The sequence below is a fragment of the Mucilaginibacter lappiensis genome, from assembly GCF_900155965.1.
In the GTDB taxonomy this organism is placed as follows: domain Bacteria; phylum Bacteroidota; class Bacteroidia; order Sphingobacteriales; family Sphingobacteriaceae; genus Mucilaginibacter; species Mucilaginibacter lappiensis.
This window is the reverse complement of sequence record NZ_FTMG01000012.1, coordinates 101,713-128,038: the sequence shown is the minus strand read 5'-3', so window position 1 is coordinate 128,038 and position 26,326 is coordinate 101,713. Positions and strand designations below refer to the sequence as shown.

Genomic DNA, 26,326 nt, shown 5'->3' with positions numbered 1-26,326 from the left:
CTAAATCTCCCCCGGAAGGGGAGACTTTTTGTTTTTATTTTGTTGTTTATAAGCCCTCCCTCCCGGAGAGGGTTGGGTGGGGCCGTTAATTCTGCCCTACGCCGTGGCAGTTTTTATATTTTTTACCGCTTCCGCAAGGACAAGGGTCATTACGGCCAATCTTGTTTTCAACCCTAACCGGGGTGGCTTTCTGCTGTTCGCGAAAATCATCCATCGGTATGCCATTGCTTTCGCTTACCAGCTCGGCTTTGGTGGTTTTCATTTTACGCAGATCAAGCTTGGGTTCCGGTCTGGCTTCTTTGATCTCATCTGGCTGTTGCTGAACCGGGATACCTCCTCTGAACAGGAAGCTCACGATCTCTTTATTCACATTGGCCAACATCCCTCTAAACAGTTCAAAAGCTTCAAACTTGTAAACCAGCAGTGGGTCCTTTTGCTCATAAACCGCGTTCTGTACAGATTGTTTTAACTCATCCATCTCGCGCAAATGCTCTTTCCAGGCATCATCAATCAGGTAAAGGGTTACGTTCTTTTCAAAAGATTTAAACACTTCTACCCCATGGTTCTCTACCGCTTTTTTCAATGGTACAGAAACCTGTATGCCGTGGATACCATCACTAAACGGAACCACAATATTCTCCACATACTGACCGCGGGTATCATATACATCTTTCAGTACCGGGAAAGCCTGTTGAGCTACCGCTTCTTGTTTGCGTTTGTAAAAGTCCATTACCGTATGGAATGTCCTGTCGGTAAGGGCTGTAATATTTTTCGCTGCAAACTCTTCAATATCCAGCTCAATATCAACCGAGAACAAACGGATCACTTCCAGCGTAAAGCCTTCGTAGTTGTTTGCTTCTTTATACTCGGTCACAATATCTTCAACCACATCAAATATGGTATTGCTCAAGTCAACATCTAAACGTTCGCCAAACAGGGCATTTTTACGTTTGGTATAGATCACCGTACGTTGTGAGTTCATCACATCATCATACTCCAGCAAACGTTTACGGATACCAAAGTTGTTTTCCTCTACCTTTTTCTGTGCACGTTCTATAGATTTAGATATCATGGAGTGCTGAATTACTTCACCCTCTTCAATACCCATACGTACCATCAGGTTAGAGATACGCTCTGATCCGAATAAACGCATCAGGTTATCCTCTAACGACACAAAGAACTGTGATGAACCTGGGTCACCCTGACGACCGGCACGACCACGCAACTGCCTGTCCACACGGCGCGACTCATGGCGCTCTGTACCTACAATGGCCAAACCACCCGCGTCTTTAACACCCGCACCCAGTTTAATATCCGTACCACGACCAGCCATGTTAGTGGCAATGGTCACTGTACTTGTTTTACCGGCTTCGGCCACAATATCGGCTTCTTTCTGGTGCATTTTGGCATTCAGTACGTTATGTTTAATACCGCGCAGTTTCAGCATACGGCTTAGTAACTCCGAAATTTCAACCGATGTAGTACCTACCAGTACTGGGCGACCGGCCTCTGTCAGCTTCACGATCTCATCGGCAACAGCATTATATTTTTCACGGATGGTACGGTACACCAAATCCTGCCTGTCTGCACGACTTGCCGGGGTATTGGTTGGTATCTCTACTACATCCAGTTTGTATATTTCCCAAAACTCACCCGCTTCTGTAACGGCAGTACCCGTCATACCGCAAAGTTTGTGGTACATACGGAAGTAGTTTTGCAGGGTGATGGTTGCAAATGTTTGTGTAGCATCCTCCACCTTTACGTTTTCTTTTGCTTCAATAGCCTGGTGTAAGCCATCAGAGTAACGGCGACCGTCTAATACACGACCGGTTTGCTCATCCACAATTTTCACCTTGCCTTCGTCCAGGATATACTCTGTATCTTTTTCAAACAGGGTATAAGCTTTCAATAACTGGTTAACCGAGTGGATACGCTCAGATTTGATAGAGAAATCGCGCATCAGCTCATCCTTGCGGGCAATTTTTTCTTCGGGAGCCAGGCTTGATTTTTCGATCTCGGCAATTTCGGTGCCTACATCAGGCATCACGAAGAAATGAGGATCTTCGCCAGATGAGGTGATCAGTTCGATACCTTTTTCGGCTAGTTCAACCTGGTTATTTTTTTCGTCGATCACAAAGAAAAGCTCCGAGTCAACCTTTGGCATATCTTTACCCTGATCCTGCATGTAGTGGTTTTCCACTTTCTGCAAAATTGTCCGGTTACCGCCTTCGCTCAAAAATTTAATCAAAGCCTTGCTTTTTGGCAAACCTCTAAAAGCGCGTAATAAAGCCAAACCACCACCATCAACATCGGTATTGCCTTCATTAATGGCCTTTTTAGCTTCGTTCAATACGCCGTTCACATAGGCTTTCTGCGCGTTAACCAAACGTTCAATGCGTGGTTTAAGCTCATAAAACTCGTGCTCATCGCCACGTGGAATTGGGCCAGATATAATTAAAGGTGTACGGGCATCATCAATTAATACTGAATCGACCTCATCCACCATTGCGTAATGTGATTTACGTTGTACCAGTTCTTCCGGGCTACGTGTCATATTGTCACGCAGGTAATCAAACCCAAATTCGTTGTTGGTACCAAAAGTAATATCTGATAAATAAGCCTGGCGACGCTCATCAGAATTTGGCTCATGTTTATCAATACAATCAACCGATAAGCCATGGAACTCATACAAGGGCCCCATCCACTCACTATCACGACGGGCCAGGTAATCATTCACCGTTACGATGTGCACACCCTGACCAGCCAGCGCATTCAAATACGCAGGCAGCGTGGCTACCAGCGTTTTACCTTCACCCGTGGCCATTTCTGATATTTTGCCCTGGTGCAGTACAATACCACCAATCAGCTGTACATCATAGTGTACCATATCCCAGGTAACCTCATTACCGGCGGCAAGCCAGGTATTGTGGTGTATAGCCTGATCGCCTTTGATGATCACATTATTTTTGCGTGCCGCCAGTTCACGATCAAACTGGGTGGCAGTAACTTCAATAGTTTTATTACCGGCAAAGCGGCGGGCAGTTTCTTTTACAACCGCAAATGCTTCGGGCAGTATATTTAACAATATATCTTCCAGCTCTTTATTGCGGTCTTTTTCCAGTTTGTCCAACTGGGTATAAAGCTCCACTTTTTCACTTACATCCATATCCAGCTCATTCTCAGTGCGATCTTTAATAGCTTGTATCTCGCTATCGATGCCCGAAAGGCCCTGGGCTATGGTTTCTTTAAAATCTATGGTTTTAGCTCTAAGCTCATCATTACTGATGTTGTCGAGTTTTGCAAATTCAGCCTTAATTTTTTCAACTATAGGCTGTATTGCTTTTACATCCCGTTCTGATTTGCTTCCAAAAAGCTTACTGATAAAATCTAACATATTATTTTGATATAATCGAACAAACTCAACAATTGCGCCAAGGCAACTGACTGAGTCATATTGACAGGTAAAGGTACAATTTTAGTTGAAAATAACGTGAAAGCGCCCTCTAAATCTCCCCCGGAAGGGGAGGCTTTTGAGAAATATCTTTAAGCCCTCCCTTCCGGGGAGGGTTGGGTGGGGCTCAACGCCAGCACATCTTCCTTATCTTTTGCCAACTGTACTTTAAGTTCATCAAGGGAGGCAAATTTGATATCACCGCGTACATAATGGAGGAACTCCATCCTGATAACCTGATTATAGATATCCTGGTCAAAATCAAAAATGTTTACCTCGATGTTCCTGGTAAGGCCATTTACCGTTGGTCGGCTGCCAATATAAGCCATACCTTTATACTGATTGCCCGCAACGGTTACTGTTACGGCAAAAATTCCATCGGCCGGAATAAGCTTGTATTTTTCTTCAACCACGATATTGGCTGTAGGATACCCTAATTGCCTGCCAATCTGGTCGCCGCGGATCACGGTACCGGTGATGAAGAAGGGATACCCCAGGAAGGAATTGGCCAGTTCTATTTCGCCATTTAATAACGCGTTACGGATACGGGTAGAGCTGATGGCAACCTCGTTGATATCCTGTTCGGGTATTTCAACTACATCAAAACCATAAACCGGACCAAGCCGCTGCAGATCTTCCAGGCCACCCTGACGGTCTTTCCCAAAGCGGTGATCATAACCGATCACAATTTTTTTGGTGCCTATTTTATTCACCAGCACATCGCGGATATAACTCTCGGCTGTCTGGTTCGAAAAATCTCTTGAAAAAGGGGTGATGATCAAATGGTCGACACCCAGTTCTTCCATCAACTCCGCTTTTTCGCTAATGGTGGTGATCAGTTTAAGGCTTTCATCCTCTGGATGAAGTATCATGCGCGGATGCGGGAAGAAGGTTAAGATGACGGTTTCGCCACCGATACTATCCGCTATTTCCTTTATTCCCGATATGATTTTACGGTGACCGATGTGTACTCCATCAAAGGTACCAATGGTTACCACCGCGTTTTTTACCGCTGTAAATTCGTCAATATGATTGTAAACCTTCATGATATGCGTAAAAACACAAAGTTAATTTTTTGACCGTTAACACTATAAAAGTCAATTATTTTGACGTTCGGATGTAATTGTTTGGTTTGTTTATATATCCTACAATACCCGCTTGTCATTTCGAACGAGGTACGAGGAGAAATCTTTTGCGCGGGACATATCAGTCGCAAAAGATTTCTCCCTCCGGTCGAAATGACAACGCTTTTTTATTGAATTCTACTATTTAAATACATAAAATTCAACCTATTCCCCACTTACCTGCTCATTCAAAAATATCCAATCAGGATTTGTTGTGGCGATCAAAGCCTCTTTCTTTTCTCTCCTCCACCTCTTTATTTCTTTTTCCACTTCAATGGCGTGTTCAATGTGAGTAAAATGCTCATAATAAACCAATAGATAACAATAGTATTTGCCTGTAAAAGACCGTTTTGTTCCTTTGTTTTCTGTATGTTGAATAAGCCTTACACGAATATCATTGGTAACGCCAACATACAGTACCGTTCTGTCTGGGTTAGTTGTGATATAAACGTAGTAGTTATGATTCCACATCTTTTAAATGTACAAATTCCGCACGATTGGGAACATGGCGTAAAAGATTTCTCCTCGCCCCTGCTCTCTTTGCCCCTGCCGCTCGCTCGAAATGACAAATCGGAGAAAAGAAGTGTCATTTCGAACGAGGTACGAGGAGAAATCTTTTGCGCGGGACATATCAGTCGCAAAAGATTTCTCCCTCCGGTCAAGAGATAGTTTCTCCCGCCGCTCGAAATGACATTGCTTTTCACTAAACTGCCTCCAAGAAGCTAACTACTCAACAGGCGCCCCACCACCGGTCTTTAACTCCCTGATCATAGTCACCAGCTCCATTACTTCCCAGGCATCCTCTACCCGGAAATTGCCGCTACGCGTACGCCTGAGTTTGGAAAGATAAGCCCCGTTGTTAAGCGTAGCCCCAAAATCATTTACCAACGACCGGATATAAGTTCCCTTGCTGCACACCACTCTGAAATCAACTTCGGGCAGTTCAATCCGTGTCAGCTCAAACTCGGTGATGGTTACATTACGCAGGCGCAGCTCCACCTCTTCGCCCCTGCGAGCTTTTTCGTACAGACGCTCGCCGTCAATTTTTATAGCCGAATGCGCCGGCGGATACTGTTGTATATCACCGGTAAACTGCCCGCAGTTATTACGCAGCTGCTCTTCGGTAAGTTGGCTCGTGTCGAATTTATTGTCAGGCTCCGTTTCCATATCGTAGGATGGCGTAGTGGCGCCCAATACCATGGTACCGGTATATTCTTTTTCTTCGGCCTGAAAAGTGTCGATCTGTTTGGTCATTTTTCCGGTGCAGATGATCAGCAGTCCGGTAGCCAGTGGGTCAAGCGTACCCGCATGCCCTACTTTGAGTTTAAGCGGCTTAAATGAATTGCGAATTTTACCAACCACATCAAAGCTTGTCCAATTGTAGGGTTTATTAACCAGCAGCAACTGTCCTTCGGCAAATTCCTGTATTTGAGTATATGTTTTTTTCAATGAATGCAATTAAAGCGGCAAAGGTAGGGAAATAGTATGGAATCAGAACTTGGGGATAAAATGGGGCATTGCAAATCCGTGGTATTTTTGTACCTTTAAGTTAACCGTTAACTAGATTCTCTTTGTTTGAAAATCATAATCAGCTCTGTTTATCAAGAGAGCAAAAGCGCAAAAAAAACAGACATAATTTCAAACATACAATTGAATATCAACCATATAAATCTTTTCAAACTCCAAAAAACCTGTCAAAAATTTGTTAAAAAGTGTTAAAACAGATGGTTTTGAATGAGTTTTCGAGCATTTTCGACCTGATTTCAGCCGAATTTCAAACAGAAAAGTGTTAAAATAAAGGTTTAAAAAGTTTTTTTTAAAACGGTGGCGGTTTGAATTTTATAAGTTTCCGTTTCTAAAACGTTATAAAATCTCCAAAGTATGACCGCTTAATATCAACCCGATAATAACAGCGCCTACAACAATACGGTACCAGCCAAATAGTCTAAACCCTTTACGTTCCAAAAAGGTAATAAATGATTTAATGGCCAGCATAGCCACAATAAAGGCAATAATATTACCAATGATCAAAAACTTAAGCTGATCACCAGTAAAAAGTGGTGTATGGGTTTTATGAAAGTCCCAAACCTCTTTTAAGGTTGCCCCCAACATAGTGGGTACAGCTAAAAAGAAAGAAAACTCAGCTGCCGCGGTACGGGTTAGCTTTTGGCTCATACCACCAACAATAGTTGCGGCAGATCGGGAAACCCCTGGAATAACAGCCAGACACTGAAAAATACCGATTTTTAAAGCAGTAGGATAGCTGATCTGCGCTTCTTCTTTAACAGTTGATTTATTAAACCACTTATCAACAAATAACAGCAAAACACCGCCAATTAGCAAGGAAAAAGCCACAATGAGGGGGCTCTCCAAAAATTGATCGATGTGCTTTTTAAACAGTACGCCCACAATAACTGCAGGTATAACACCTACAACAAGCTTGAAGTAAAAACCTATGGAACGGAAAAATCTTTTGAAATATAGAACAACCACCGACAGGATAGCCCCCAGTTGGATCACCACTTCAAATAGCTTTACAAAATCATCTTTACCAATACCCATGAAAGATGAGGCGATAACCATATGTCCGGTTGAAGATACTGGCAAAAACTCTGTCAGGCCTTCAATAATAGCCAGAACAATAACGTGGATGATATTCATTAGGGGTAGTTTGAGTTGGATTAGCTATTAATTGGTTGCCGGCTTTTTTAATATAGCGAAAAAGCCTAAGGCAAATCCAGCTAATACCACGATAGGTGCTATTACAATTTTGGTAGTACTGTAAATATCAGTTGTGCCTGCCATTAATACAAAGCCAAAAGCTACTACAGCTACGCTGATGATCAGCCATCTGTAATTACTTTTATCAAATATGAATTGTACTGGCTCGGTGCCTGTTGTTTTTGATGCCGGTTTAGCTGCCTGTGTTGTTTTTACAGTTGAAGCTGGTTTAGCTGGTTGTGCCATATTTTTTTAAATGACTGAATTAGTGATTTATTGAATTAGTAAATTTTCTAACCCCGAGGGTTTTGAATTTTGACTTTTTAATTTTGAATTACCTATACAGGTCGTATATTTTTAAACGTAAAAATTTATTGACCGCCAAAAAGGTGCTAAAGCCCGATATAAAGATACCCAGGCCTATTACGCCTAAAAACACGATGCCAAATTCCGTGTAATTTTGCAGGAAAACCAAATCAGGAATATTTCTGTAAGCAACGTATAGCGTACCTACCAGTAAAATAATAGCGATCAATCCGCCCAAAAGGCCATGCCATATGCCATACAACAAAAACGGTTTCCGGATAAAACTTTTGGTGGCCCCCACCAGCTGCATAGATTTGATCAGGAAGCGTTGCGAATAAATAGCCAAACGGATGGTATTATTGATTAGTGCTACCGACAATACCACAAATATACCGGCAAAAATCAAGATAATTAAGCTAATGGACGTTACGTTCTGGTTCATTTGGTCAACCAGCGATTGTTGATATTTAACCTCTTTGATCAGTGGGTTTTTCATCAACTCGGTCTTGAATTTCTCAATGTCCTTGTTATTGGTATAATCTGCCTTCAAGTAAACATCTATCGATTGCGATAGTGGATTATAGCCCAAAAACTTCACAAAGTCTTCGCCCAAGTCTTTTTGCAGATTACGAGCGGCCAGTTCTTTACTTACATACTGGGTTTGTTTCACCATCACGTTGCCTTCCAGCTGTTTTTGCAACTGCAATACATCTGTTTCATGCGCGGCATCGTCAACAAAAATATTCAGTACTATGTTTTCTTTTACATAGCGTGAAATATTGTTGGCATATACCAAAAACAGGCCTAACAACCCTACCATTAACAATACCATAGCGATACCAAATACGGTTGATATGTATATCGTTTTTGTTTTTTTTGCTGACGCGCTTGCTTCAAATTCTTCCATGTTTCAGATTTGAGACATTAGATAATGAGATGTGAGACAAAGATGGCTTATTTTGAAGCTCATCCCATATCTCACATCTCATATCTCACATCTATATATTTGTGCAAAATTAACAAACCTGCTTTAAAGGTAAAAGTTTATTAGTTATAAATATGGTTTATTAAACAGTTATACCTATAGTTTTAACATTTATTAACGTCTGCCAATTACAAATTAAACAAAAACCTTGCTCCTGTTGTTCCATTTAGTATGACAAAGCCAGCAAATTCACATAATAAACCCTCGCCTGCTGATACGCCTACCAAAAGGCCAAATGACAATGGCGGCAAAAGCAAAGTGCGAAAAGAAGACAAACAATACCATGCCGATAAACCACATGGTGGCGACATCGCCAAAAAACATGAAAAAGAAGAGCAACCCGTTGAACCAATAAAGACAGCGCCGAAGGAGTGATCGGTGGCCTGGTTCGGGGAGCGGGGCTCGGGTATCAACAATTAAAACACCCGCAACAGGTAACCGGCAACACGCAACCGATCATCATCTCGCTATCCCTGCCGAATTAAACTGTAGGTCATATAGTTTACGGTAATGACCATTCTCAATTTTGAGGAGTTCCTGGTGGGTTCCGCTTTCCATGATTTCGCCATGGTCAAGCACAATAATGCGGTCGGCGTTTTGTATCGTGGAGAGACGGTGAGCTATCACGATAGCCGTCCGCCCCTGCATCAGTTTATTGATGGCATTCTGAATCAACATTTCGGTTTCGGTATCAACAGATGAGGTGGCTTCGTCTAAAACCAAAATAGCCGGGTTATACACCAGTGCCCTAATAAATGATATCAGTTGAGATTGCCCTGCCGAAAGTGTAGAACCTCTTTCCATGACATTATAATCATACCCACCTGGCAGGCGTTCTATAAATTCATGCGCACCAACATCTTTCGCCGCCGCTATGATCTGCTCGCGGGTGATGGATTGATTATTCAGACTGATATTATTGGCAATGGTATCGGTAAATAAAAACACATCCTGTATCACGGTAGCAATCTGCGAGCGTAAAAACTCCACCTGGTAATCGCGAAGATCGTGCCCGTCAACCTTTACGTTGCCTGCTCCTATCTCGTAAAAACGGTTCAGGATATTAATGGTTGATGATTTACCCGCACCAGTGGCACCTACCAGCGCCAGCGTTTCGCCTGGTTTAATGTGAAAGTTGATGTCTTTTAAAACCCAGTTCTCATCGTTATAGGCAAACCATACTTTGCTGAATTCAATGTCGCCATGCAGCCTGCCGGTATTAATCTGGCCGGTATCTATCGCAACCTCATCGGTATCCAGAACTTTAAATATCCTGTCGGCACCTACCATGCCCATTTGCAGGGTATTAAATTTATCGGCCAATTGACGTATTGGCCTGAACAACATATTGAGCAATACAATAAAACTGGTAATAACACCCGGTGTAATACCACCCGACCTTGCTGAAATAGCAGCCAGCTGACTATCAGACAACATTCTTTTACAACCATACCATACCAACAGCCCCATACAAACGGCAAACAGCACTTCAACTACCGGAAAAAATATAGAATAATACCAGTTAGAGCGGATGTTGGCATCGCGATATTTCAAGTTAACCTCTTTAAACTTCCGCATCTCCTGATCTTCGCGGGCAAATAGTTGAATAATACTGATACCCGAAATATGTTCGGCCAGGAAAGTATTCAACCGGGCTACCTGCGTACGAACTTCCTGAAAAGACGATTTAATAGCCTCCTTAAAAACATAGGTGGAGGCAAACAGGAACGGCATTGGAATCAGTGTAATGAGCGCCAGCTTCCAGTCTTCATATAACATAAAACCGATCACCGCGAATACCAGCAGCATATCACCCATGATAGAGATTAAACCTTCCGAAAAAATATCGGCGATGGTTTCCAGGTCTGATACCGTACGGGTAATAAGCATACCAATGGGTGTACGATCAAAATATTTAAGGCGGAGGCTGGTAATGTGATTAAAAATATCAATCCGCAGATCGCGGATAACAGATTGCCCCAGGGCATTGGTTAAATAGGTTTGATAATACTGGGCAATCGTAAGCACAATAAGTTGCGTTATCATTAGCACAACCATAAAAACCAACCCATCGTAATTATCATTCAGGATATCGTTATCTAACGTGTGTTGTATCAGGATAGGTTGTAACAATGCACCAGCCGCAAGGAAAACAGTTAAAAATGCCGAAATTACAAATGTGCTGTTATACGGTTTTACATAGTGCATCACCCGTTTTAACAATTTCCAATCAAGTGCTTTTCCGGTTACATCTGACATATTTTTTATTTCGGATTTCGAATGTTCGATTTCGGATTTATAAAATTATACATTTCCCAATAGCTTTTAGATCAAATTCCGAAATCGAACATTCGAAATCCGAAATTATATATTACAAATACGGATACTTCACTTCTGTTAAATATAAACCACAGGCGGGGACGCTAGTACCGGCGTTTGAGCGATTTTTACTTTCAATAATGGCACGCACCGCCCCAGATTCTATTTCATGCTTGCCTACCATCATCAGCGTACCCACTATGGCTCTAACCATATTGCGCAAAAACCTGTCGGCCGAAATATGGAAAACAATACCCTGATCTGTTTTTATCCATTCGGCCCGCGTTATTTTACAGTTATTGGTTTTAACCTGTGTGTTTGATTTACTGAAACAGCTAAAATCAGTATACTCCATAATAATAGCTGCCGCCTGATTCATCAACATGATATTGGGCACGTCACGCACCATCCACGAATAACCATGCAAAAACGGATCTTTATGAAAATGGATATGGTATTGATAAGAACGCCGAGTTGCATCAAAACGTGCATGCGCATCTTCATGAACCTGGATGATGTTTTTTATGGCGATATCAGGAGGAAGAAGAGAATTGAGGCCGCGTACTTTTAGTCCATAGTCAATAGTCGATAGTCCATGGTCTGTGGATTTGCTTTCTTCTGCTTGCTGACTATCGTCCATGGCCAATGGGTTATTTACCTCAAGATCAAAATGCGCAAAAAACTCGCGGGCATGAACACCCGTATCTGTACGGCCGCAACCTATGGTTTCAATGGGTTGGCGCAAAATGGTAGCCAGCGCCTTATTTAATAACTCCTGTACGCTCACAGCATTTTGCTGTATCTGCCAACCGTGGTATTTGGTACCATCATAAGCCAGTTCAATAAAATAACGTTGTTTAGCGGTCACACGGCAAAGTTAATAATATGCCGGGTAAGGGTATTCATTATTTGGTCAAAGTAAAAATATATAGATAAAAGGCAAAGCAGACAGACGAACGAAAAAAATCGGAAAGCAGGCTTTCTAAGTATTGCATATCTGTATTTTTTCATATTTTTATTGTATTATATAGTTTTCTATTTATTTAATCTTTAAGCATTATTCCAATGAAAAAATTTAGAGGTCTTTTATGTTTGTCGTTATTGACTATGGTATTACTGTTTAGTTCATTTTCATCAAAGACACAACAAAATGTTGCTGTCCCTTTGATAAGAAACTATGCATGGTACACTCCTTCGGGGCAATTCGTTGCCTGGAGCACTTTAATAAATACAGAAGTGGTTACCGGAGGTGACCTCAACCCCACTAATGGAACATTGATTTCGGAGGGCTATACCGATGGTGGCCCGGGAGAGTCACCGGTCGGGGCGGTCGTTTATAAAATATACTCACACCCATAATAAAAATGCCCCAACAATGGGGCGTTTTTATTTCCTCCTGTTTACCAGCCCGGATTAAAATACGCGAGCATGGTCATCAGAAGTCGAAACTTTCAGACAATGGGATAATTTCATCTACGAACCGGGCTCGCTGATATATTCTTTATAAATAGATTCAAACATGATCTTATCTTCCAAAGCCTGGTTAAATGGTTTATCCAAAAAGGTATTGCTATAGCCTATAGCTTTGGCAAGATTTTTTAACACTTTAAAATAAGTTACTTCAATACCTTCTATCAGTTGCAGGTAAAAAATAATAAAAACATCGCGTTCCATAGGTGTTTTACCTGCTTTAATGGCTGAGATATAAGCCTCAAGCGTCATGGCTTTCATACCCAAAACACTAATTTTTGACTGATCTTCATTAATGGAATTAAATATACTGTCCAGATGCTGTAATTGATCCCGAGCATCATCGCAACATTCCTTTATCGCGTTCTTTAAAAAATGCAAGGTAGCCAGGTTTTCAATTTCGTCAAAAAACTGTATCAAATGTTGCTTGCCGCAATAAATACTGTTCAGGTGCTCCAGAAATATCTTTTTCAAATGAGCGTCATCAAATTTTACATCCTGGGGAGATAGGTTGTTAACGGGGGACTTGGTCATCACAACTAATTGATTAGAATATTTTATAAATATACCGTATTATATTGTCATAAAAAGCAAACCAACTGCGTAATAAAAATGCCGCACGGCAACCATTAAAACAATTATATTTGCCCTTATAATTTTTCAATATCATGCTGCAACGTATTCAAAGCATTTACCTGTTGTTTGCCAGCCTTGTGCTGTTTGCTCTTTTCTTTTTCCCTTTGGCCCATAACGTTTATGTTTCCGGCAAACCAGTGACCATTATGGTTACCGGCATATTTCAGGATGTGAACGGCGCGCAGCAAAACACAGAGTCTTTTACAGCACTTACCGCCATAACCGCCATTGCGGCCCTGATACCCTTGGTAATTATTTTTTTATATAAAAATCGTAAACAGCAGATAGCCATTTGCTACAGCGCTATACTGGTATTAATTGGCTACAGCTTTTGGATGGCCCAAACAGTTAAAAAAGCAGTAGGTGGCATACAGCTTGATACGCATACCATGGGAATAGGACTGTTTCTTACATCGATAAGTATCGTATTATTGATACTGGCAGCTAAAAGTATACAGCGCGATGAAAAACTGGTAAAATCAGCCGACAGACTGAGATAGTTTTTTTGTTGGACTGTAGGATTTTAGGACTATAAGACTGAGGGACTTTGAAATTTTTAGGACCGGAGGATTAAGGTCAAAGTTTTTTGATAACAGATAAAAGGAGCAAAGGATAAGGACATAAAAATATTCATCCTTAATCTTTGCTCTTTTTTATTACCCCCTCTTGGTTCTTTACTCCACAAATCCTTACTCCTTGCTCTCGAAATCCAACAGTCCTAAAATCCCAAAGTCCAACAGTCCCCTAAGAATAATCGAAGCTTCCTTTTTTGAACGGTAGTTTAAAAAAGGCGGTTACCACATTTGCTATATGCTTTAGGCGATATCTCAGGTTCTTTTTAACTTTTGCCACACCGTGAACCTCCAGGTTCATAGGTGGGGTTTTGATGGTTCCGGTTTGTGACGAAGTAGGTTGTGGCGTTGGGCGTTTTTCCACAACTACTATCGAATCATAATAATGCACAGAATTTACCGAACGGGTGAAAGAACTCACCGGTAATGATTTTTCGACCGAATGATAAGCATTCAACTGATCAATAAAGTTTTTGGAATACTCAATAAAGCTGCCCCGCCTTTTGTGGCCTCCACCATATTTGAGCCAGTACGAAGTGTGTATATCTTCGCACAAGTAGACGCCATCGGGCTTAACGTGATCAAAAAGCTCTTCATATGATACAATTTGCTGCAGCATAGTGTGCCCACCATCGTCAATTAAAATATCAATTGGTGGAATTTCCTGCTTCACCTGTCTTAAAAACTTACGGTCTGTTTGGGAACCTATCAGTACTTTAATATTTTCCTCTTCAACCGCTTTACAGGCAGGGTTAATATCCATTCCGTAAATTTTTGCTTTATCGCCAAAATAGCTTTTCCACATTTGCAGACTGCCGCCGTGCAGGGTGCCTATTTCTAATATTACAATTTCTTTATCACGGTATTTACTAAAGTGACGCTCATAAACATCAAAATAATGAGCCCATTTATATATTACCCGCTTATCATTCTTATTAAAATATAACTCCAGATCGTTCATTTCAGCTTAATTAACGGCTTTAAACCTACATAAAAAAATTCGACTGCCAAATTGAAATTCAATTCACAGATCTACATATCACCCCATCCCACCATAACTCCCAAATTATCAAAAAGTTATGATATTTTTAAAAATCCACATTACTATTGTATATGAAATATATAATCCCTATCTTTGCGCCCGATTTGGCGATGTTGCCAAATTCGTTATTTTAATTCATGAACCCATTTATTCAACTGGGAATCCGTCATGATATTGTTAATGCCATCTCTGAGTTAGGGTTTGAAAACCCAACGCCAATCCAGGAACAGTCAATTCCGGTATTGTTAACAGGCAGCAACGATTTTGTCGGATTAGCCCAAACCGGGACCGGTAAGACTGCTGCCTTTGGCCTACCATTATTAGAGCTGTTGGATTTCGAAGAAAATCATCCACAGGCACTTGTTTTATGCCCAACACGTGAACTTTGTTTACAGATCACGAACGACATTAAAAATTACGCCAAGCATATGAACAACGTTCACGTTGTTGCTGTGTATGGTGGTGCAAGTATTTCTGATCAGCTACGCCAGATTAAACGCGGTGTACAGATCGTTGTGGCCACACCAGGCCGCATGCTTGATATCATCAACCGCAAGGCGATAGATTTTTCGCAGGTAAAATTCGTAGTATTGGATGAAGCTGATGAAATGCTCAACATGGGCTTTCAGGAAGACATTGACAGTATTTTATCTACCACGCCCGACGAGAAAAAAACCTGGCTGTTCTCAGCCACCATGCCTGCCGAAGTTAGGCGGATCGCCAAAAAATACATGGAGAATCCGTTTGAGCTTACTATGGGCACCAAAAACACTGGCAATGCCAACATTGAGCATGAGTACTATATAGTACGTGCCCGTGACAAGTATGCCGCGTTTAAACGTATTGTTGATTTTAACCCTGATATTTTTGGTATTGTTTTTTGCCGTACCAAGATTGAGACCCAGGATATTGCTGAAGCCCTGATCAAAGACGGTTATAATGCCGATTCTTTACATGGCGATTTGTCACAACAACAACGTGACAAGGTAATGAAACGCTACCGTGAGCGTAACCTGCAGCTATTAATAGCTACAGACGTTGCGGCCCGTGGTATCGACGTTAATGATGTTACCCACGTGATCAACTATTCGTTACCTGACGAAATCGAGAACTACACCCACCGTAGTGGCCGTACAGCCCGTGCAGGTAAAACCGGTATATCTATCGCTATCGTTAACGGTAAAGAATTAGGCAAAATACGTCAGATTGAGCGTGTTATAGGTAAAAAATTCATTAAAGCCGAGATCCCTACAGGTTTTGACGTTTGCGAAAAACAATTGTTCTCCATTGTACATAAAGTACATAACGTAACCGTTAACGAAGAGCAGATTGAACAATACCTGCCACGCATTATCGAGGAGTTTAAAGATATCAGCAAAGAAGATTTTATCAAACGTTTTGCTTCTATCGAATTTAACCGTTTTCTGGATTATTACAAAAATGCTCCTGACCTGAATGCAAGTGTTGAAGAAGGCCGCACCAGGGACAGGGACGATCGTCCGGAACGTGGTGCATCAAGCGGTCCATCAGCTTACACCCGTTTATTTATAAACTTAGGTTCTGTTGATGAATTTAACCGCGGCGATTTGCTGGGTTACATTTGCAACACAACCAAAATAAGCGGCCGTACCGTTGGTAAAATTGATGTAAAAGGCGTTTATTCATTTTTCGAAGTTCCACATGAGGATGTAGAAAAAGTAATGACTGCTTATAAAGAGATCGAATACAAAGGCCGTCCGGTTAGGATAGAAATATCCGGCGAAGGCACCAGTGATAATCGCAGCAGCGGCGGTGGATACCGTGGCGGTGGCGAACGCCGTGAAGGTGGATATCGTGGTGGCGAGCGTCGCGAAGGCGGTGGCGGTTACCGTGGTGGCGAACGTCGTGAAGGCGGTGGTCATCGTGGTAGCAGCGAAAGAAGCAGCTCTGGTGGTGGTTTCCGTGATTTCTCTGGCAAAAGCCGCGAAGATCGTCCGGAACGTCGCAGAAGATTCTAATTAGAAAGGGTCAAGAGATTAGAACCAAGAGTCAAGACAAAGGCCGCCAAAAAGGCTCATTTCTTGATTCTTGACTCTTACTTCTTGATTCTAATAAAAGATTTGTTTTTCATGTAGCTTCTCTGGTAAAGAAGCATTAGTTTTAGTTTAGTTTTGTTAACAAAGCCTTCAGTTGCATCCGCAACATGAAGGCTTTTGTTTTTAGCGGGAAAATTCAACCACGTCTGAGTCTGGGTAAAACAGGGTGAGCTTATGATCGTCCAGATTTTTGATCAGGAATTTGGTAAATGGCCTGCTACCTTGATAGGAAGTGAAGATGGTATCATTCGTTACAAAATAATCTTCAGTAACGGGTTTGCCATCATCCATCGTAAATCCTTTATCAGATATTTCAAGCTTGGTTTCACCATCTTTTGATTGCCATTTGCCTACCAGTTTTTTGTTAACCTGGTGCTCAGGAGCCCTGTTACAAGCAAAAACCAATAGCATCAATCCAATTGTCGGGATCAATAAAGCTTTATGTTTCATATTTAGTTTTTATGCCCCTGGCCCACGCTGCCGGGTTTTGTTATTTTTTCTCTACAGGTTTATCTTTCAATCTAGCTTTGCTAACATAAACATGTTTCCCTTTTTTATTTACATAAAAGTAGTGAGAGTTTTTGTCGATATAAATGGTTTGTCCGTGCGGACCCACTTTTTCAGCATACTTTTTATCAGCTACGGTTGCAGCACCTTTAGATGCAATTTCAGCTGTTTTATGACCAACGCTTGTGGCAACTTTGCCTGTTTTGTCGCCAACTTTTTTAAAAAAGCTAGTATCCTTCTTTGTTTTAGTTTGTGAAAAAGCCGGTGATATTACAAACGTACACACAGCAAGTAAGGCGATTTTGAATAAATTTTTCATAAGGAATTATAGTTAAGTTTATTACTAATATAACAAAATAATCAACTCAATTTTTCGGCCAAATTATTCATTTCCAATGCCGGAGGGCTTTTCCGATATAAAATGGCATAAACAGCATCGCAAATAGGCATATCAACATTGTATTGTTTATTCACCTCTTGTAGGCAATTTACTGCATAATACCCTTCGGCTATCATATTCATCTCCAGTTGGGCCGATTTTACCGTATACCCCTTACCTATCATATTACCAAAGGTGCGGTTGCGGCTAAACTGCGAATAAGCGGTCACCAACAGATCGCCCAGGTAAGCCGATTCCTTGATATCTCTATTGATGGGATGTACCGCATCAACAAAGCGTTCCAACTCCCGTATAGCATTTGATATGAGTACCGCCTGGAAATTATCACCATAACCCACCCCATGGCAAATACCGCTTGCAATGGCATATACATTTTTTAACACAGCACCATATTCGGTGCCATATATATCATCAGATACGATGGTTTTGATATAGCGGGTATTGATCATCCCGGCAAATTCGGCAGCCAGGTCTGTATCCCTTGATGCTATAGTGAGATAAGATAATTTTTCAAGCGCAACCTCTTCCGCGTGACAGGGGCCGCTGATTACCATAAAATCATCAAACGAGATTCCCATCTTCCGGTTTAAAAATTCACCAATGATCAGATTTTCATCAGGCACTATCCCTTTTATGGCTGATACTATTTTTTTACCGGCCAGGTCGGCAGGAGTTATACCTGTCAAGGCGTCTTTTAAAAATGCCGCCGGTACGTTAAGTAAAATAATATCAGCATGCTGTATGATCTCTTTTAGATTGACAGAGATATTTTGTTTTGGCAGTTTAATTTCAACCGAACTCAAATAATGCGGGTTATGCCCAAATTTATGCAGATGTTCAACCGCCTGCACATTCCTCATCCACCAAAAAATTTCCTTTTCTGTGGTATTATCAGCCAGCATTTTTATATTGGCTGTAGCCCAGCTCCCTCCGCCAACAACCGCGATCTTCTTTTTATTTGTATGCATTAAATAGTATTGCCAGGTTTTAATTGACAAAGCAAATTAATGAAAAATTGAGGTAAAAGGAGAAAGGTTTTTTGGAGCAAGGAATAAGGAGAAAGGACTTTTGGAGTAAAGATGGGTTTAAGTATAATTCCTGAACAGGCCGCCACTTTGTTACAAAAGTGGGTTTACATGGTTTACACTTTTCATGGTTAACATTAATTCATTTAATTGATAATCAATTAATTAAATTAATTTACTACAAAATAAGTGTAAACCCAGATTTTGTTAAGTTTAAGTCCACTCCATGTCATTTCGACGAGCAGCAACGGACAGCGTGGAGGCGTGAGGAGAAATCTTCTGCATAGTGCAGGGCTTCAATTGCAAATCGTAGAAGATATTTCGCTGCCGCTCAAGAGATAGTTTCTCTTCGTACCTCGTTCGATGACAACTTCAAGTCCAAGAGACTCCAATGGGACTGTAGCCGGCAGCTAGTTATTCCAAAATTACCTGCTCCAAAATCCTTGTTCCTTGCTCCTAAAATAGTAAGTTTGTTTATAAGCTATATCTATGGATCCATCAGCCAGAGCAATATTTAACCAGCATTTTACAGCAGAAAAATACGAGACTTTCTTAACGAGCCTCAATGATGGCTTGCCCAATCCCGTACCTTTCCGCGTAGCCGAAACACCGATTTTCCTGACCGATGACTTTCGCGATAAACTGGTGGCGGCAGGTAACAGCATCATCGATACTGTTTTGCAACCCGGATTTAAAGAACTTACCGAACGCTCCATTCCCAACAAATGGCGTTTGCCTAATGAAAATGACCACCCTCATTTCATTGCGCTTGATTTTGGTGTTTGTAAAGATGCGGATGGGCAGATAGTACCTAAGCTGATCGAATTACAGGGTTTCCCTTCCTTGTATGGTTTCCAGGTTCATTTGGGTAATACCTATCGTGAAGTTTTCAATATCGATACCAACAAAACCATCTACTCTAGCGGACTTAACGAACAATCATATCTTGAGCTGTTGAAAAAAACCATCCTCGGCCCCTATCAGCCCGACGAGGTGGTACTGATGGATTTAAACGCTCCCGAACAAAAAACCGCGGTTGATTTTTATATCACCCAGCGATACCTGCGCATCCCGGTTATCTCGTTAAGCGATCTGCAACAACAGGGTGATCAGCTTTTTTATGAGGTCAATGGCGAACAAAAACGCATCAGGCGTATTTATAACCGGCTGATATTTGATGAGATAGATGGTGATGATCATATTTTCAACCAGGTAGTTGACATTCGCCAGCCACTTGATGTGGAGTGGATAACACACCCAAACTGGTTTTACCGCATCAGTAAGTTTACTATGCCATACCTGCATGGCGATCATATCCCCAAAACACAATTTTTGCATGAATTAATTCAAATACCTGCCGACCTAGAGAATTATGTGCTCAAACCCCTATTCTCCTTCGCTGGCCAGGGAGTGATCATCGACGTTAAGCCGGATGACATCAAAAATATTACTGATCCTGAAAATTGGATATTACAGCAAAAAGTAAATTATGAACCTGTGATACAAGCGCCGGATGGCGGGGTAAAGGCAGAGATTAGATTATTGTACTTATGGCCCGATGGCAATACCAAGCCTACACTGGCCATCAGCCTGGCCAGGCTTAGCCGGGGCAAAATGATAGGTGTGCGTTATAATCAGGATTTTGACTGGGTGGGCGGAACAATTACTTTCATGTCGAAATAAATAGGAATATTTATTTCGACATGAAAATAACTACTAATAAATTACAACATAAACCTCAAACAAGGCTAAATATTATAACTTTAGCAACCATCACAATGATAATGACAGTTTGGCAAACCCTGATTCTCAATATAAGATACACATAACGAATTAGCCCCAGAGCCAAAACCAGAGCAACCTCCATCGGATCTTACAACAACGCTTTTATAAGCTACATGCTGTATATTACCAGCAGGATCAGGTGCAACAACCATAAAGTTACAAGTGGTCGTCCCATTACTACCATCTCCATTAGGAAAAGGCTGTAAGATACCTCCTAATATGTTTTTTAATTCATTCCTGGTAAGTATTCTACTTACCCCTAAATCAAATGTATTTACTTTCAATCTTTTCATAATTTATCATTCTGCTTTATGACAGTCCAATATATAATATTTATATTAATATAATATACAAAAAAATAGAAAAAATTGTGACTCAACATATTCAAACATAATTTTAGCTTTGGCAAGCTATTTGTTATTTGTTAAGTTTGTATTATGAATATTCAAACCATTATAGTAATTATTCTTTTTGCAGGTGCGGTTTTTTACATCAGCCGTATGCTGTATAAGAGCTTTACAGCAAAAAAGGGATGTGGTGGTAGTTGTAAATGCGGTGTTGATTTTTCTGGTGTAGAACCGGGTAAAACACATAAATAACGCAGTACCCATTCATTAAATCTTCATTTGTAACCCGTACTTTTAAATTTAGAAGTAAACTCACTTAATGTCTTCAAATAAGCAAGTTTTTCAGGCTGATTCACCAGGTAGATGGAATAAATTCAAGTGGCTCAGCCGCATACTTCTTGCAGTACTCATCATTGGGATCATAGCCGTAATAGTTACCATTAAATCAACTTATTACCCCGATCTGCCTAACCTGAACCCGGCTCCGAAAAAAATGTCGAAAGAAGAGCTCGACCAGTTAAAAAGATCAACCAAGTACAAAGCCTTCAAGATTCAAGAATCTGAAATTGAAAAAATGGAGCGAACCAAGCGTCTCCATCAACTTAAACATCCCAATAACAAAGATCGGATAAATGCCGCTTTCTATCATCCTTGGGAGCCGCAAGCCTATTATTCGTTACTGGATAATATAAACAAATTAGATATGATTGTGAGCGAAGGTTTTTCTATTGCTCCACATACTGATACTGTCATTACAAAAATCGATACAGGACTTATCAATCTTAATAAAAAATATAATAAGCCTATACTGCTAACTCTATCAAATTATGTTAATAAAGACAACTTAACTGGGGGATATGATAGCAAAGATGTAGAACGCATATTTAAAAGTAAAACTCTACGGGCAGGATTTATTAAAAGCATAGTAAACGCACTTTATAAATACAAGTTAAAAGGAATCAATGTTGACCTGGATGAAATAAAGGATCGTAATAGCAAAATTTACATTACCTTTCAAAAAGAATTATATGCGACATTAAGTGCCAAAAAGTTTTTGGTAACTCAAAATGTAATCCCTGGAGATGATGAATATGACATCCTGAGATTACAACATGTAAATGATTTTCTTTTCGTTATGGCCATCGATGAGCATAATGAATATAGCAATGCAGGAGACATTTCTAATCAACATTGGGTTGAACAAATACTTGATGATGTATGCAGTAAAATACCCAGTGAAAAAGTTATTTTAACTTTTGCTGGTGGAGCTTATGATTGGCCCGAAAAAAGCGTTGGTCGAGCAATAGGTTACCAACAGGCCATCAGTACCGCGCAGGAAAAACAAAGCAAGATCATTTTTGACCCCTTGTCTGCCAATCTGCATTTTAATTATGTTGATCAGGATAGTCTTGATCATACTATCTATTTTGCAGACGCCGCCACTAACTTTAATGTGATCCGTATGGCTGATGATTGGGCAACTGGTGGTGTTGCATTATGGCGTATGGGAACGGAAGATCCACGGTTATGGTCTTTCTTTCAAAAAAATCTCTCTATTGACTCATTACACAAAACGGGCGTTGACCTCAAGAAATTAACATCTGTAGGTTTAAATAGTCGTAAAAATGTGGAATATGACGGTGACGGTGAAGTACTTGACCTGATCACAACCCCAACTATAGGTGAGATCAATGTAAAACTGGATACCAACAATTTCACGATAACAAATCAACACTACATTAAACTGCCCACCAAATATGTAATACGGCGCTATGGTTATAAGCCTAAAAAAGTGGTTTTAACGTTTGATGATGGTCCCGATCCGGATTTTACCCCGCGTATTTTAGACATTCTTAAGAAGGAAAATGTACCGGCAGCCTTCTTCGTGGTAGGCTCCATGGCCGAAAAGAACATGCAACTGGTACGGCGTGAGTATGAAGAAGGTTATGAAATTGGTAACCATACGTTTTTCCACCCCGATATTTCGACGATTAGTCTTGACCGCGTTGTTTTGGAGCTTAACTCTACCCGCAAACTCATTGAATCCATAACCGGGCGAAGTACCATCCTGTTCAGGCCGCCATTTAATGCCGATGCCGAGCCGCAAACATTGGCCGAGGTTATCCCGGTTGCGGAAAGCCGCAGGCAAAGTTATATTACCATTGGTGAATCTATTGACCCCTGGGACTGGCAGCCTGGTGTAACAGCCGATAGTATTATTGCCCGCACCATCAGGCAAAGAAATGCCGGATCAATGATATTACTGCATGACGCAGGTGGCGACACCCGCGAAGAAACGGTAAAGGCATTGCCCGAAATTATCCACTACTTTAAATCGCATGGTTACCAATTCACTACCATTGCCGATGTATTGGGCAAAACCAAAGCCGATCTGATGCCGCCTATTCCAAACGACCCGCACACCGGGATCCTGGGACCGGTATATGATGTTGCCGTACACGGTTATTATTACATTAACTGGATATTGATCTATATATTTTTATCTGCTATTTTCCTGGCTATTGGTCGTATTGTTTTAATTGGCGTACTGGCGGTAAGGCAACATAGCGAAAATAAAAAGATGGTAAAGGCACGTGGCACCGATTTCCCTTTGCCACCGGTGAGCATCATAGTGCCTGCTTTTAACGAAGAGGTGAATGCTATTGCTACCATACAAAGTCTATTAAAAACAGAATACCCTTCCTTCGAGATCATTTTTGTAGATGACGGATCAAAGGATAAAACATTTGAAGTGGTTTCCGCGGCTTATGAAGGCAATCCGCTGGTCAAGATATTAACTAAACCAAACGGAGGCAAGGCATCAGCCCTGAACTTTGGTATTACCCACGCAAAAAATGATTATGTAATTTGTATTGACGCTGATACCCAGCTAAAAACAGATGCCATTTATCATTTAATGACCTATTTTACTGATGAAGAAATAGGCGCGGTAGCGGGTACGGTAAAAGTGGGTAACGAAACCAATATTATTACCCGCTGGCAATCTATCGAGTACATTACGGCTCAAAATATGGATCGCCGGGCATTTGATCTCATCAATAGTATTACCGTAGTACCGGGCGCTATTGGCGCGTTCCGGAAATCGGCTATATTTAAAGCTGGCGGCTTTACTTACGACACGCTTGCCGAGGACTGCGATTTGACCATGCGCATATTAAAGCAAGGCTATATTGTAAAAAATTGTGCCGATGCTATTGCCTACACCGAAGCGCCGGAAACTATTAATATGTTGCTCAAACAGCGTTTCCGCTGGAGCTTTGGGGTGATACAGAGTTTCTGGAAAAACCGGGATGCGCTGTTTAACAAAAAGTATAAGTTTTTCGGGATGGTGGGTATGCCTAACATTCTCATCTTCCAGATCATATTGCCATTATTTTCACCACTGGCAGATCTGATGATGATATTTGCCCTCTTTGGCGCCAAGCCCGAGAAAATGCTGATTTACTATGTAGCCTTTGTCCTGATTGATTTTATTGTGGGCATCATCGCCTTCCGCATGGAAAAAGAGGATTACAAAAAGCTCATTTACATTATCCCGCAGCGTTTTATGTGGCGCCAGTTGATGTATTATGTGTTGTTTAAATCTATCAGGAAAGCTTTAAAAGGTGAGCTTAGCGGCTGGGGTGTACTCAAACGTACGGGTAATGTTAATGTAGGGAAAGATCAAAACAAGAAAACGCAGCCAGTATACATTATTGCAATAGTGCTGGTGTTAGCTTTAATATCATTCCTATTATATAAACATTTTAGTTAAGATTTGATCGCGCTTACATGAAGTTACTAACTTGGGATGGGCGCGATCAAATTCTAATCAATCGCGCTCAATAAGGCAAACCGCATAAGCTACTACACCCTCCTCGCGGCCAATAAAGCCCATTTGCTCGTTAGTGGTTGCTTTAATGGATATATCCTCTTCGCTGATGGATGCGGCTTCGGCTATATAGGTTTTCATGGCCGGTATATGTGGGTTTATCTTGGGAGCTTCCAGGCACACCATCGCATCAATATTGCCAATACTAAAACCCTTTTCTTTGATCAGCACTACCACATGCTGTAACAGTACCAGGCTGCTGATCCCTTTCCAGCGGTTATCGGTATTAGAGAAATGAAAGCCAATGTCGCGTAAGTTGGCGGCGCCCAACAGAGCATCACAAATAGCGTGTAACAATACATCAGCATCTGAATGGCCATAAGCACCGGAATGGTGCTCTAACTTTACGCCGCCTAAAACAAAGGGATGCTGTTCTTTTAACTGGTGAACATCAAACCCAAAACCTACTTTTATCTTACCCATTATCTCCTGCCCACATTTGTTATACCACCGAAATTTGCTGATAGGGTAAAGCGCAGTGTATTAGCCAAAGGACTATTTTGCTGGCTGGCCGCCAGGTACGAAAAATCGAAATTAAAAATATTATACTTCATGCCTAAACCCAGGGTAAGGTAATGTCTGTCGCCCTTGTCCGGGTTTTCATAAAAATATCCGGCCCTAACCGCAAATTGATGGTTATACCAGTATTCCACACCCGGAGAGAAGCTGATTTCTTTCAATTCTTCACTAAAGCCGCCCGGAGCATCGCCAAATGACTGGAAGATACCTGCCGGTACAGATACATCGTCATCGTGCCCTTTGATAATGTTCCCGTTGGCATCACGTATGGGAGGTGTGGGTACTAATAATTTATTAATATCAAAAGTGGCGGTCAGCTCATTGGTTTCGTCAAGCTCCCAGGTATTGGCCACCCCCAATTTTAAATTCGTAGGTAAAAAGTATTTCGGCCCCACATCGCTATAGCTAATTTTTGTACCAATGTTGGAGATATGTGCACCAAGGGCAAAAAGGTTATTTTCACCATAAGGCTTCTTGTAAAATAGCGACACATCCGCAGCAACTGCATTACCTGGTTTGCTAACCTGTCCGGATCCCTGCGCAAAAGATATACTTGATATACTCGAACGTATATAACGCAGCGTTAATCCTAAAGAAAGATTTTCACCAAATTTACGGGCAAATGAACCATCTATCGAAAACTCATTGGGAGTATACGTACCCAGATCATTTGACTGATCGTCTGTTAATTGTACCGAGCCGTAATTAAAATAGCGCATAGAAGCCCCTATGGTATTACGATCATTTAATTTATGTGCATAGCTCAGGTACGAAAGGCTGATGTCGGGCACCAGGTGCCTTAACCATGGACTGTACGACAATGAAAGTGCATCATTACTCTCCAAAAATGCGAGTTTAGACGGATTCCAGAAATTCGCATTAACATCAGGCGAAATAGCCACGCCGGCATCGCCCATAGCACCCGAACGTGAATCGGGGGATATATTTAAAAAAGGAACCTGCACCGGTATCGCCTTGATATTGCTACCATCAGTACTTGTACCTACTGGCGTTTGTGCAATAGCCGAAATCGGCAGCAAAAAGAGCACGGAATAAACAAAATAGCGAAAGGTAGAAAACTTCATTGGGTGCAATTTAGCTTTAATAATTTAATTCATATACAGGTACGCCCAAAATTTACTCAGCATTT

24 protein-coding genes are annotated in these 26,326 nt (G+C 41.2%); 7 read left to right on the top strand and 17 right to left on the bottom strand.

Annotated elements, in window-relative coordinates; all coding sequences use genetic code 11:
* Positions 1 to 85: 85 nt before the first annotated feature.
* From secA to BW976_RS20390, 7 genes are all read right to left on the bottom strand, one after another.
* Positions 86 to 3,394, bottom strand: a complete 3,309-nt coding sequence (gene secA / locus BW976_RS20420; protein WP_076375938.1) for a preprotein translocase subunit SecA — start codon at positions 3,392 to 3,394, stop codon at positions 86 to 88.
* A 149-nt stretch (positions 3,395 to 3,543) separates the two neighbouring features.
* Positions 3,544 to 4,497, bottom strand: coding sequence for a bifunctional riboflavin kinase/FAD synthetase (locus BW976_RS20415; protein WP_076375936.1), 954 nt, complete (start codon positions 4,495 to 4,497; stop codon positions 3,544 to 3,546).
* A 243-nt stretch (positions 4,498 to 4,740) separates the two neighbouring features.
* On the bottom strand, positions 4,741 to 5,046 hold the full coding sequence (locus tag BW976_RS20410; protein WP_076375934.1) for a GIY-YIG nuclease family protein: 306 nt from the start codon (positions 5,044 to 5,046) through the stop codon (positions 4,741 to 4,743).
* A gap of 255 nt (positions 5,047 to 5,301) precedes the next feature.
* Positions 5,302 to 6,024 (bottom strand): tRNA pseudouridine(55) synthase TruB, encoded by a 723-nt coding sequence (gene truB, locus BW976_RS20405; protein ID WP_221283410.1) that lies wholly within the window; start codon positions 6,022 to 6,024, stop codon positions 5,302 to 5,304.
* Between the two features lie 414 nt (positions 6,025 to 6,438).
* Positions 6,439 to 7,236, bottom strand: coding sequence for an undecaprenyl-diphosphate phosphatase (locus BW976_RS20400; RefSeq protein WP_076375930.1), 798 nt, complete (start codon positions 7,234 to 7,236; stop codon positions 6,439 to 6,441).
* A 27-nt stretch (positions 7,237 to 7,263) separates the two neighbouring features.
* A complete protein-coding gene (locus BW976_RS20395; RefSeq protein WP_084192285.1) occupies positions 7,264 to 7,542 on the bottom strand; it encodes a DUF3098 domain-containing protein in 279 nt (92 codons plus the stop codon).
* An 88-nt stretch (positions 7,543 to 7,630) separates the two neighbouring features.
* On the bottom strand, positions 7,631 to 8,509 hold the full coding sequence (locus BW976_RS20390) for a cell division protein FtsX (RefSeq protein WP_076375928.1): 879 nt from the start codon (positions 8,507 to 8,509) through the stop codon (positions 7,631 to 7,633).
* Between the two features lie 249 nt (positions 8,510 to 8,758).
* Here BW976_RS20390 and BW976_RS20385 point away from each other — a divergent pair, with 249 nt between their 5' ends.
* Entirely contained in the window at positions 8,759 to 8,962 is a 204-nt protein-coding gene (locus BW976_RS20385; RefSeq protein ID WP_076375926.1) for a hypothetical protein, read from the top strand.
* Positions 8,963 to 9,046: 84 nt separating this feature from the next.
* Here BW976_RS20385 and BW976_RS20380 read toward each other — a convergent pair whose 3' ends face one another.
* Positions 9,047 to 10,846, bottom strand: coding sequence for an ABC transporter ATP-binding protein (locus BW976_RS20380; protein ID WP_076375924.1), 1,800 nt, complete (start codon positions 10,844 to 10,846; stop codon positions 9,047 to 9,049).
* A 112-nt stretch (positions 10,847 to 10,958) separates the two neighbouring features.
* Entirely contained in the window at positions 10,959 to 11,774 is an 816-nt protein-coding gene (truA, locus tag BW976_RS20375; RefSeq protein WP_076375922.1) for a tRNA pseudouridine(38-40) synthase TruA, read from the bottom strand.
* 197 nt (positions 11,775 to 11,971) lie between these two features.
* On the opposite strand from truA, the gene BW976_RS20370 reads away from it, so the two are divergent.
* Complete coding sequence (locus BW976_RS20370) at positions 11,972 to 12,265, top strand: hypothetical protein (protein WP_076375920.1); 294 nt, start codon at positions 11,972 to 11,974, stop codon at positions 12,263 to 12,265.
* Between the two features lie 114 nt (positions 12,266 to 12,379).
* Here BW976_RS20370 and BW976_RS20365 read toward each other — a convergent pair whose 3' ends face one another.
* Positions 12,380 to 12,910 carry a DUF892 family protein gene (locus BW976_RS20365; RefSeq protein WP_076375918.1) on the bottom strand — a complete coding sequence of 177 codons (531 nt, stop codon included), beginning with the start codon at positions 12,908 to 12,910 and terminating at the stop codon, positions 12,380 to 12,382.
* A 134-nt stretch (positions 12,911 to 13,044) separates the two neighbouring features.
* On the opposite strand from BW976_RS20365, the gene BW976_RS20360 reads away from it, so the two are divergent.
* Positions 13,045 to 13,512 (top strand): DUF4293 domain-containing protein, encoded by a 468-nt coding sequence (locus BW976_RS20360; RefSeq protein WP_076375916.1) that lies wholly within the window; start codon positions 13,045 to 13,047, stop codon positions 13,510 to 13,512.
* A gap of 244 nt (positions 13,513 to 13,756) precedes the next feature.
* Here BW976_RS20360 and BW976_RS20355 read toward each other — a convergent pair whose 3' ends face one another.
* Complete coding sequence (locus BW976_RS20355; RefSeq protein WP_076375914.1) at positions 13,757 to 14,545, bottom strand: class I SAM-dependent methyltransferase; 789 nt, start codon at positions 14,543 to 14,545, stop codon at positions 13,757 to 13,759.
* Positions 14,546 to 14,763: 218 nt separating this feature from the next.
* Here BW976_RS20355 and BW976_RS20350 point away from each other — a divergent pair, with 218 nt between their 5' ends.
* Positions 14,764 to 16,623, top strand: coding sequence for a DEAD/DEAH box helicase (locus tag BW976_RS20350; RefSeq protein WP_076375912.1), 1,860 nt, complete (start codon positions 14,764 to 14,766; stop codon positions 16,621 to 16,623).
* A gap of 201 nt (positions 16,624 to 16,824) precedes the next feature.
* On the opposite strand, the gene BW976_RS20345 is transcribed toward BW976_RS20350, so the two are convergent.
* The 3 genes from BW976_RS20345 to BW976_RS20335 are packed head-to-tail and all read right to left on the bottom strand — an operon-like array spanning position 16,825 to position 18,576.
* Complete coding sequence (locus BW976_RS20345; RefSeq protein WP_139332365.1) at positions 16,825 to 17,151, bottom strand: hypothetical protein; 327 nt, start codon at positions 17,149 to 17,151, stop codon at positions 16,825 to 16,827.
* 40 nt (positions 17,152 to 17,191) lie between these two features.
* Positions 17,192 to 17,527 (bottom strand): hypothetical protein, encoded by a 336-nt coding sequence (locus tag BW976_RS20340; RefSeq protein WP_076375908.1) that lies wholly within the window; start codon positions 17,525 to 17,527, stop codon positions 17,192 to 17,194.
* A gap of 41 nt (positions 17,528 to 17,568) precedes the next feature.
* Positions 17,569 to 18,576, bottom strand: coding sequence for an NAD(P)H-dependent glycerol-3-phosphate dehydrogenase (locus BW976_RS20335; protein ID WP_076375906.1), 1,008 nt, complete (start codon positions 18,574 to 18,576; stop codon positions 17,569 to 17,571).
* A gap of 546 nt (positions 18,577 to 19,122) precedes the next feature.
* Here BW976_RS20335 and BW976_RS20330 point away from each other — a divergent pair.
* A complete protein-coding gene (locus BW976_RS20330) occupies positions 19,123 to 20,316 on the top strand; it encodes a hypothetical protein (RefSeq protein ID WP_076375904.1) in 1,194 nt (397 codons plus the stop codon).
* Positions 20,317 to 20,396: 80 nt separating this feature from the next.
* Here the strand turns inward: BW976_RS20330 and BW976_RS20325 are convergent, their stop codons facing one another.
* The gene (locus BW976_RS20325) at positions 20,397 to 20,711 is read right to left on the bottom strand and encodes a hypothetical protein (RefSeq protein ID WP_076375902.1); all 315 of its coding nucleotides are present in this window, start codon (positions 20,709 to 20,711) and stop codon (positions 20,397 to 20,399) included.
* A 144-nt stretch (positions 20,712 to 20,855) separates the two neighbouring features.
* Here BW976_RS20325 and BW976_RS20320 point away from each other — a divergent pair, with 144 nt between their 5' ends.
* Both BW976_RS20320 and BW976_RS20315 read left to right on the top strand, forming a co-directional pair.
* Positions 20,856 to 21,017, top strand: a complete 162-nt coding sequence (locus BW976_RS20320; protein WP_076375900.1) for a FeoB-associated Cys-rich membrane protein — start codon at positions 20,856 to 20,858, stop codon at positions 21,015 to 21,017.
* Between the two features lie 67 nt (positions 21,018 to 21,084).
* Entirely contained in the window at positions 21,085 to 24,540 is a 3,456-nt protein-coding gene (locus tag BW976_RS20315) for a trifunctional glycoside hydrolase family 18/polysaccharide deacetylase/glycosyltransferase family 2 protein (RefSeq protein WP_084192284.1), read from the top strand.
* A gap of 57 nt (positions 24,541 to 24,597) precedes the next feature.
* Here BW976_RS20315 and ispF read toward each other — a convergent pair whose 3' ends face one another.
* Positions 24,598 to 25,080 (bottom strand): 2-C-methyl-D-erythritol 2,4-cyclodiphosphate synthase, encoded by a 483-nt coding sequence (ispF, locus tag BW976_RS20310; RefSeq protein ID WP_076375898.1) that lies wholly within the window; start codon positions 25,078 to 25,080, stop codon positions 24,598 to 24,600.
* Complete coding sequence (porV, locus tag BW976_RS20305) at positions 25,080 to 26,261, bottom strand: type IX secretion system outer membrane channel protein PorV (protein WP_076375896.1); 1,182 nt, start codon at positions 26,259 to 26,261, stop codon at positions 25,080 to 25,082. The genes ispF and porV overlap by 1 nt, the downstream gene beginning before the upstream one ends.
* Positions 26,262 to 26,326 lie beyond the last annotated feature (65 nt).

Coding starts and splice junctions, on each gene's coding strand:
- secA (WP_076375938.1), bottom strand. CDS start 3,394: ATGTTAGATTTTATCAGTAAGCTTTTTGGAAGCAAATCAGAACGGGAT.
- BW976_RS20415 (WP_076375936.1), bottom strand. CDS start 4,497: ATGAAGGTTTACAATCATATTGACGAATTTACAGCGGTAAAAAACGCG.
- BW976_RS20410 (WP_076375934.1), bottom strand. CDS start 5,046: ATGTGGAATCATAACTACTACGTTTATATCACAACTAACCCAGACAGA.
- BW976_RS20400 (WP_076375930.1), bottom strand. CDS start 7,236: ATGAATATCATCCACGTTATTGTTCTGGCTATTATTGAAGGCCTGACA.
- BW976_RS20395 (WP_084192285.1), bottom strand. CDS start 7,542: ATGGCACAACCAGCTAAACCAGCTTCAACTGTAAAAACAACACAGGCA.
- BW976_RS20390 (WP_076375928.1), bottom strand. CDS start 8,509: ATGGAAGAATTTGAAGCAAGCGCGTCAGCAAAAAAAACAAAAACGATA.
- BW976_RS20385 (WP_076375926.1), top strand. CDS start 8,759: ATGACAAAGCCAGCAAATTCACATAATAAACCCTCGCCTGCTGATACG.
- BW976_RS20380 (WP_076375924.1), bottom strand. CDS start 10,846: ATGTCAGATGTAACCGGAAAAGCACTTGATTGGAAATTGTTAAAACGG.
- BW976_RS20370 (WP_076375920.1), top strand. CDS start 11,972: ATGAAAAAATTTAGAGGTCTTTTATGTTTGTCGTTATTGACTATGGTA.
- BW976_RS20365 (WP_076375918.1), bottom strand. CDS start 12,910: ATGACCAAGTCCCCCGTTAACAACCTATCTCCCCAGGATGTAAAATTT.
- BW976_RS20360 (WP_076375916.1), top strand. CDS start 13,045: ATGCTGCAACGTATTCAAAGCATTTACCTGTTGTTTGCCAGCCTTGTG.
- BW976_RS20355 (WP_076375914.1), bottom strand. CDS start 14,545: ATGAACGATCTGGAGTTATATTTTAATAAGAATGATAAGCGGGTAATA.
- BW976_RS20350 (WP_076375912.1), top strand. CDS start 14,764: ATGAACCCATTTATTCAACTGGGAATCCGTCATGATATTGTTAATGCC.
- BW976_RS20345 (WP_139332365.1), bottom strand. CDS start 17,151: ATGAAACATAAAGCTTTATTGATCCCGACAATTGGATTGATGCTATTG.
- BW976_RS20340 (WP_076375908.1), bottom strand. CDS start 17,527: ATGAAAAATTTATTCAAAATCGCCTTACTTGCTGTGTGTACGTTTGTA.
- BW976_RS20335 (WP_076375906.1), bottom strand. CDS start 18,576: ATGCATACAAATAAAAAGAAGATCGCGGTTGTTGGCGGAGGGAGCTGG.
- BW976_RS20330 (WP_076375904.1), top strand. CDS start 19,123: ATGGATCCATCAGCCAGAGCAATATTTAACCAGCATTTTACAGCAGAA.
- BW976_RS20325 (WP_076375902.1), bottom strand. CDS start 20,711: ATGAAAAGATTGAAAGTAAATACATTTGATTTAGGGGTAAGTAGAATA.
- BW976_RS20320 (WP_076375900.1), top strand. CDS start 20,856: ATGAATATTCAAACCATTATAGTAATTATTCTTTTTGCAGGTGCGGTT.
- BW976_RS20315 (WP_084192284.1), top strand. CDS start 21,085: ATGTCTTCAAATAAGCAAGTTTTTCAGGCTGATTCACCAGGTAGATGG.
- ispF (WP_076375898.1), bottom strand. CDS start 25,080: ATGGGTAAGATAAAAGTAGGTTTTGGGTTTGATGTTCACCAGTTAAAA.
- porV (WP_076375896.1), bottom strand. CDS start 26,261: ATGAAGTTTTCTACCTTTCGCTATTTTGTTTATTCCGTGCTCTTTTTG.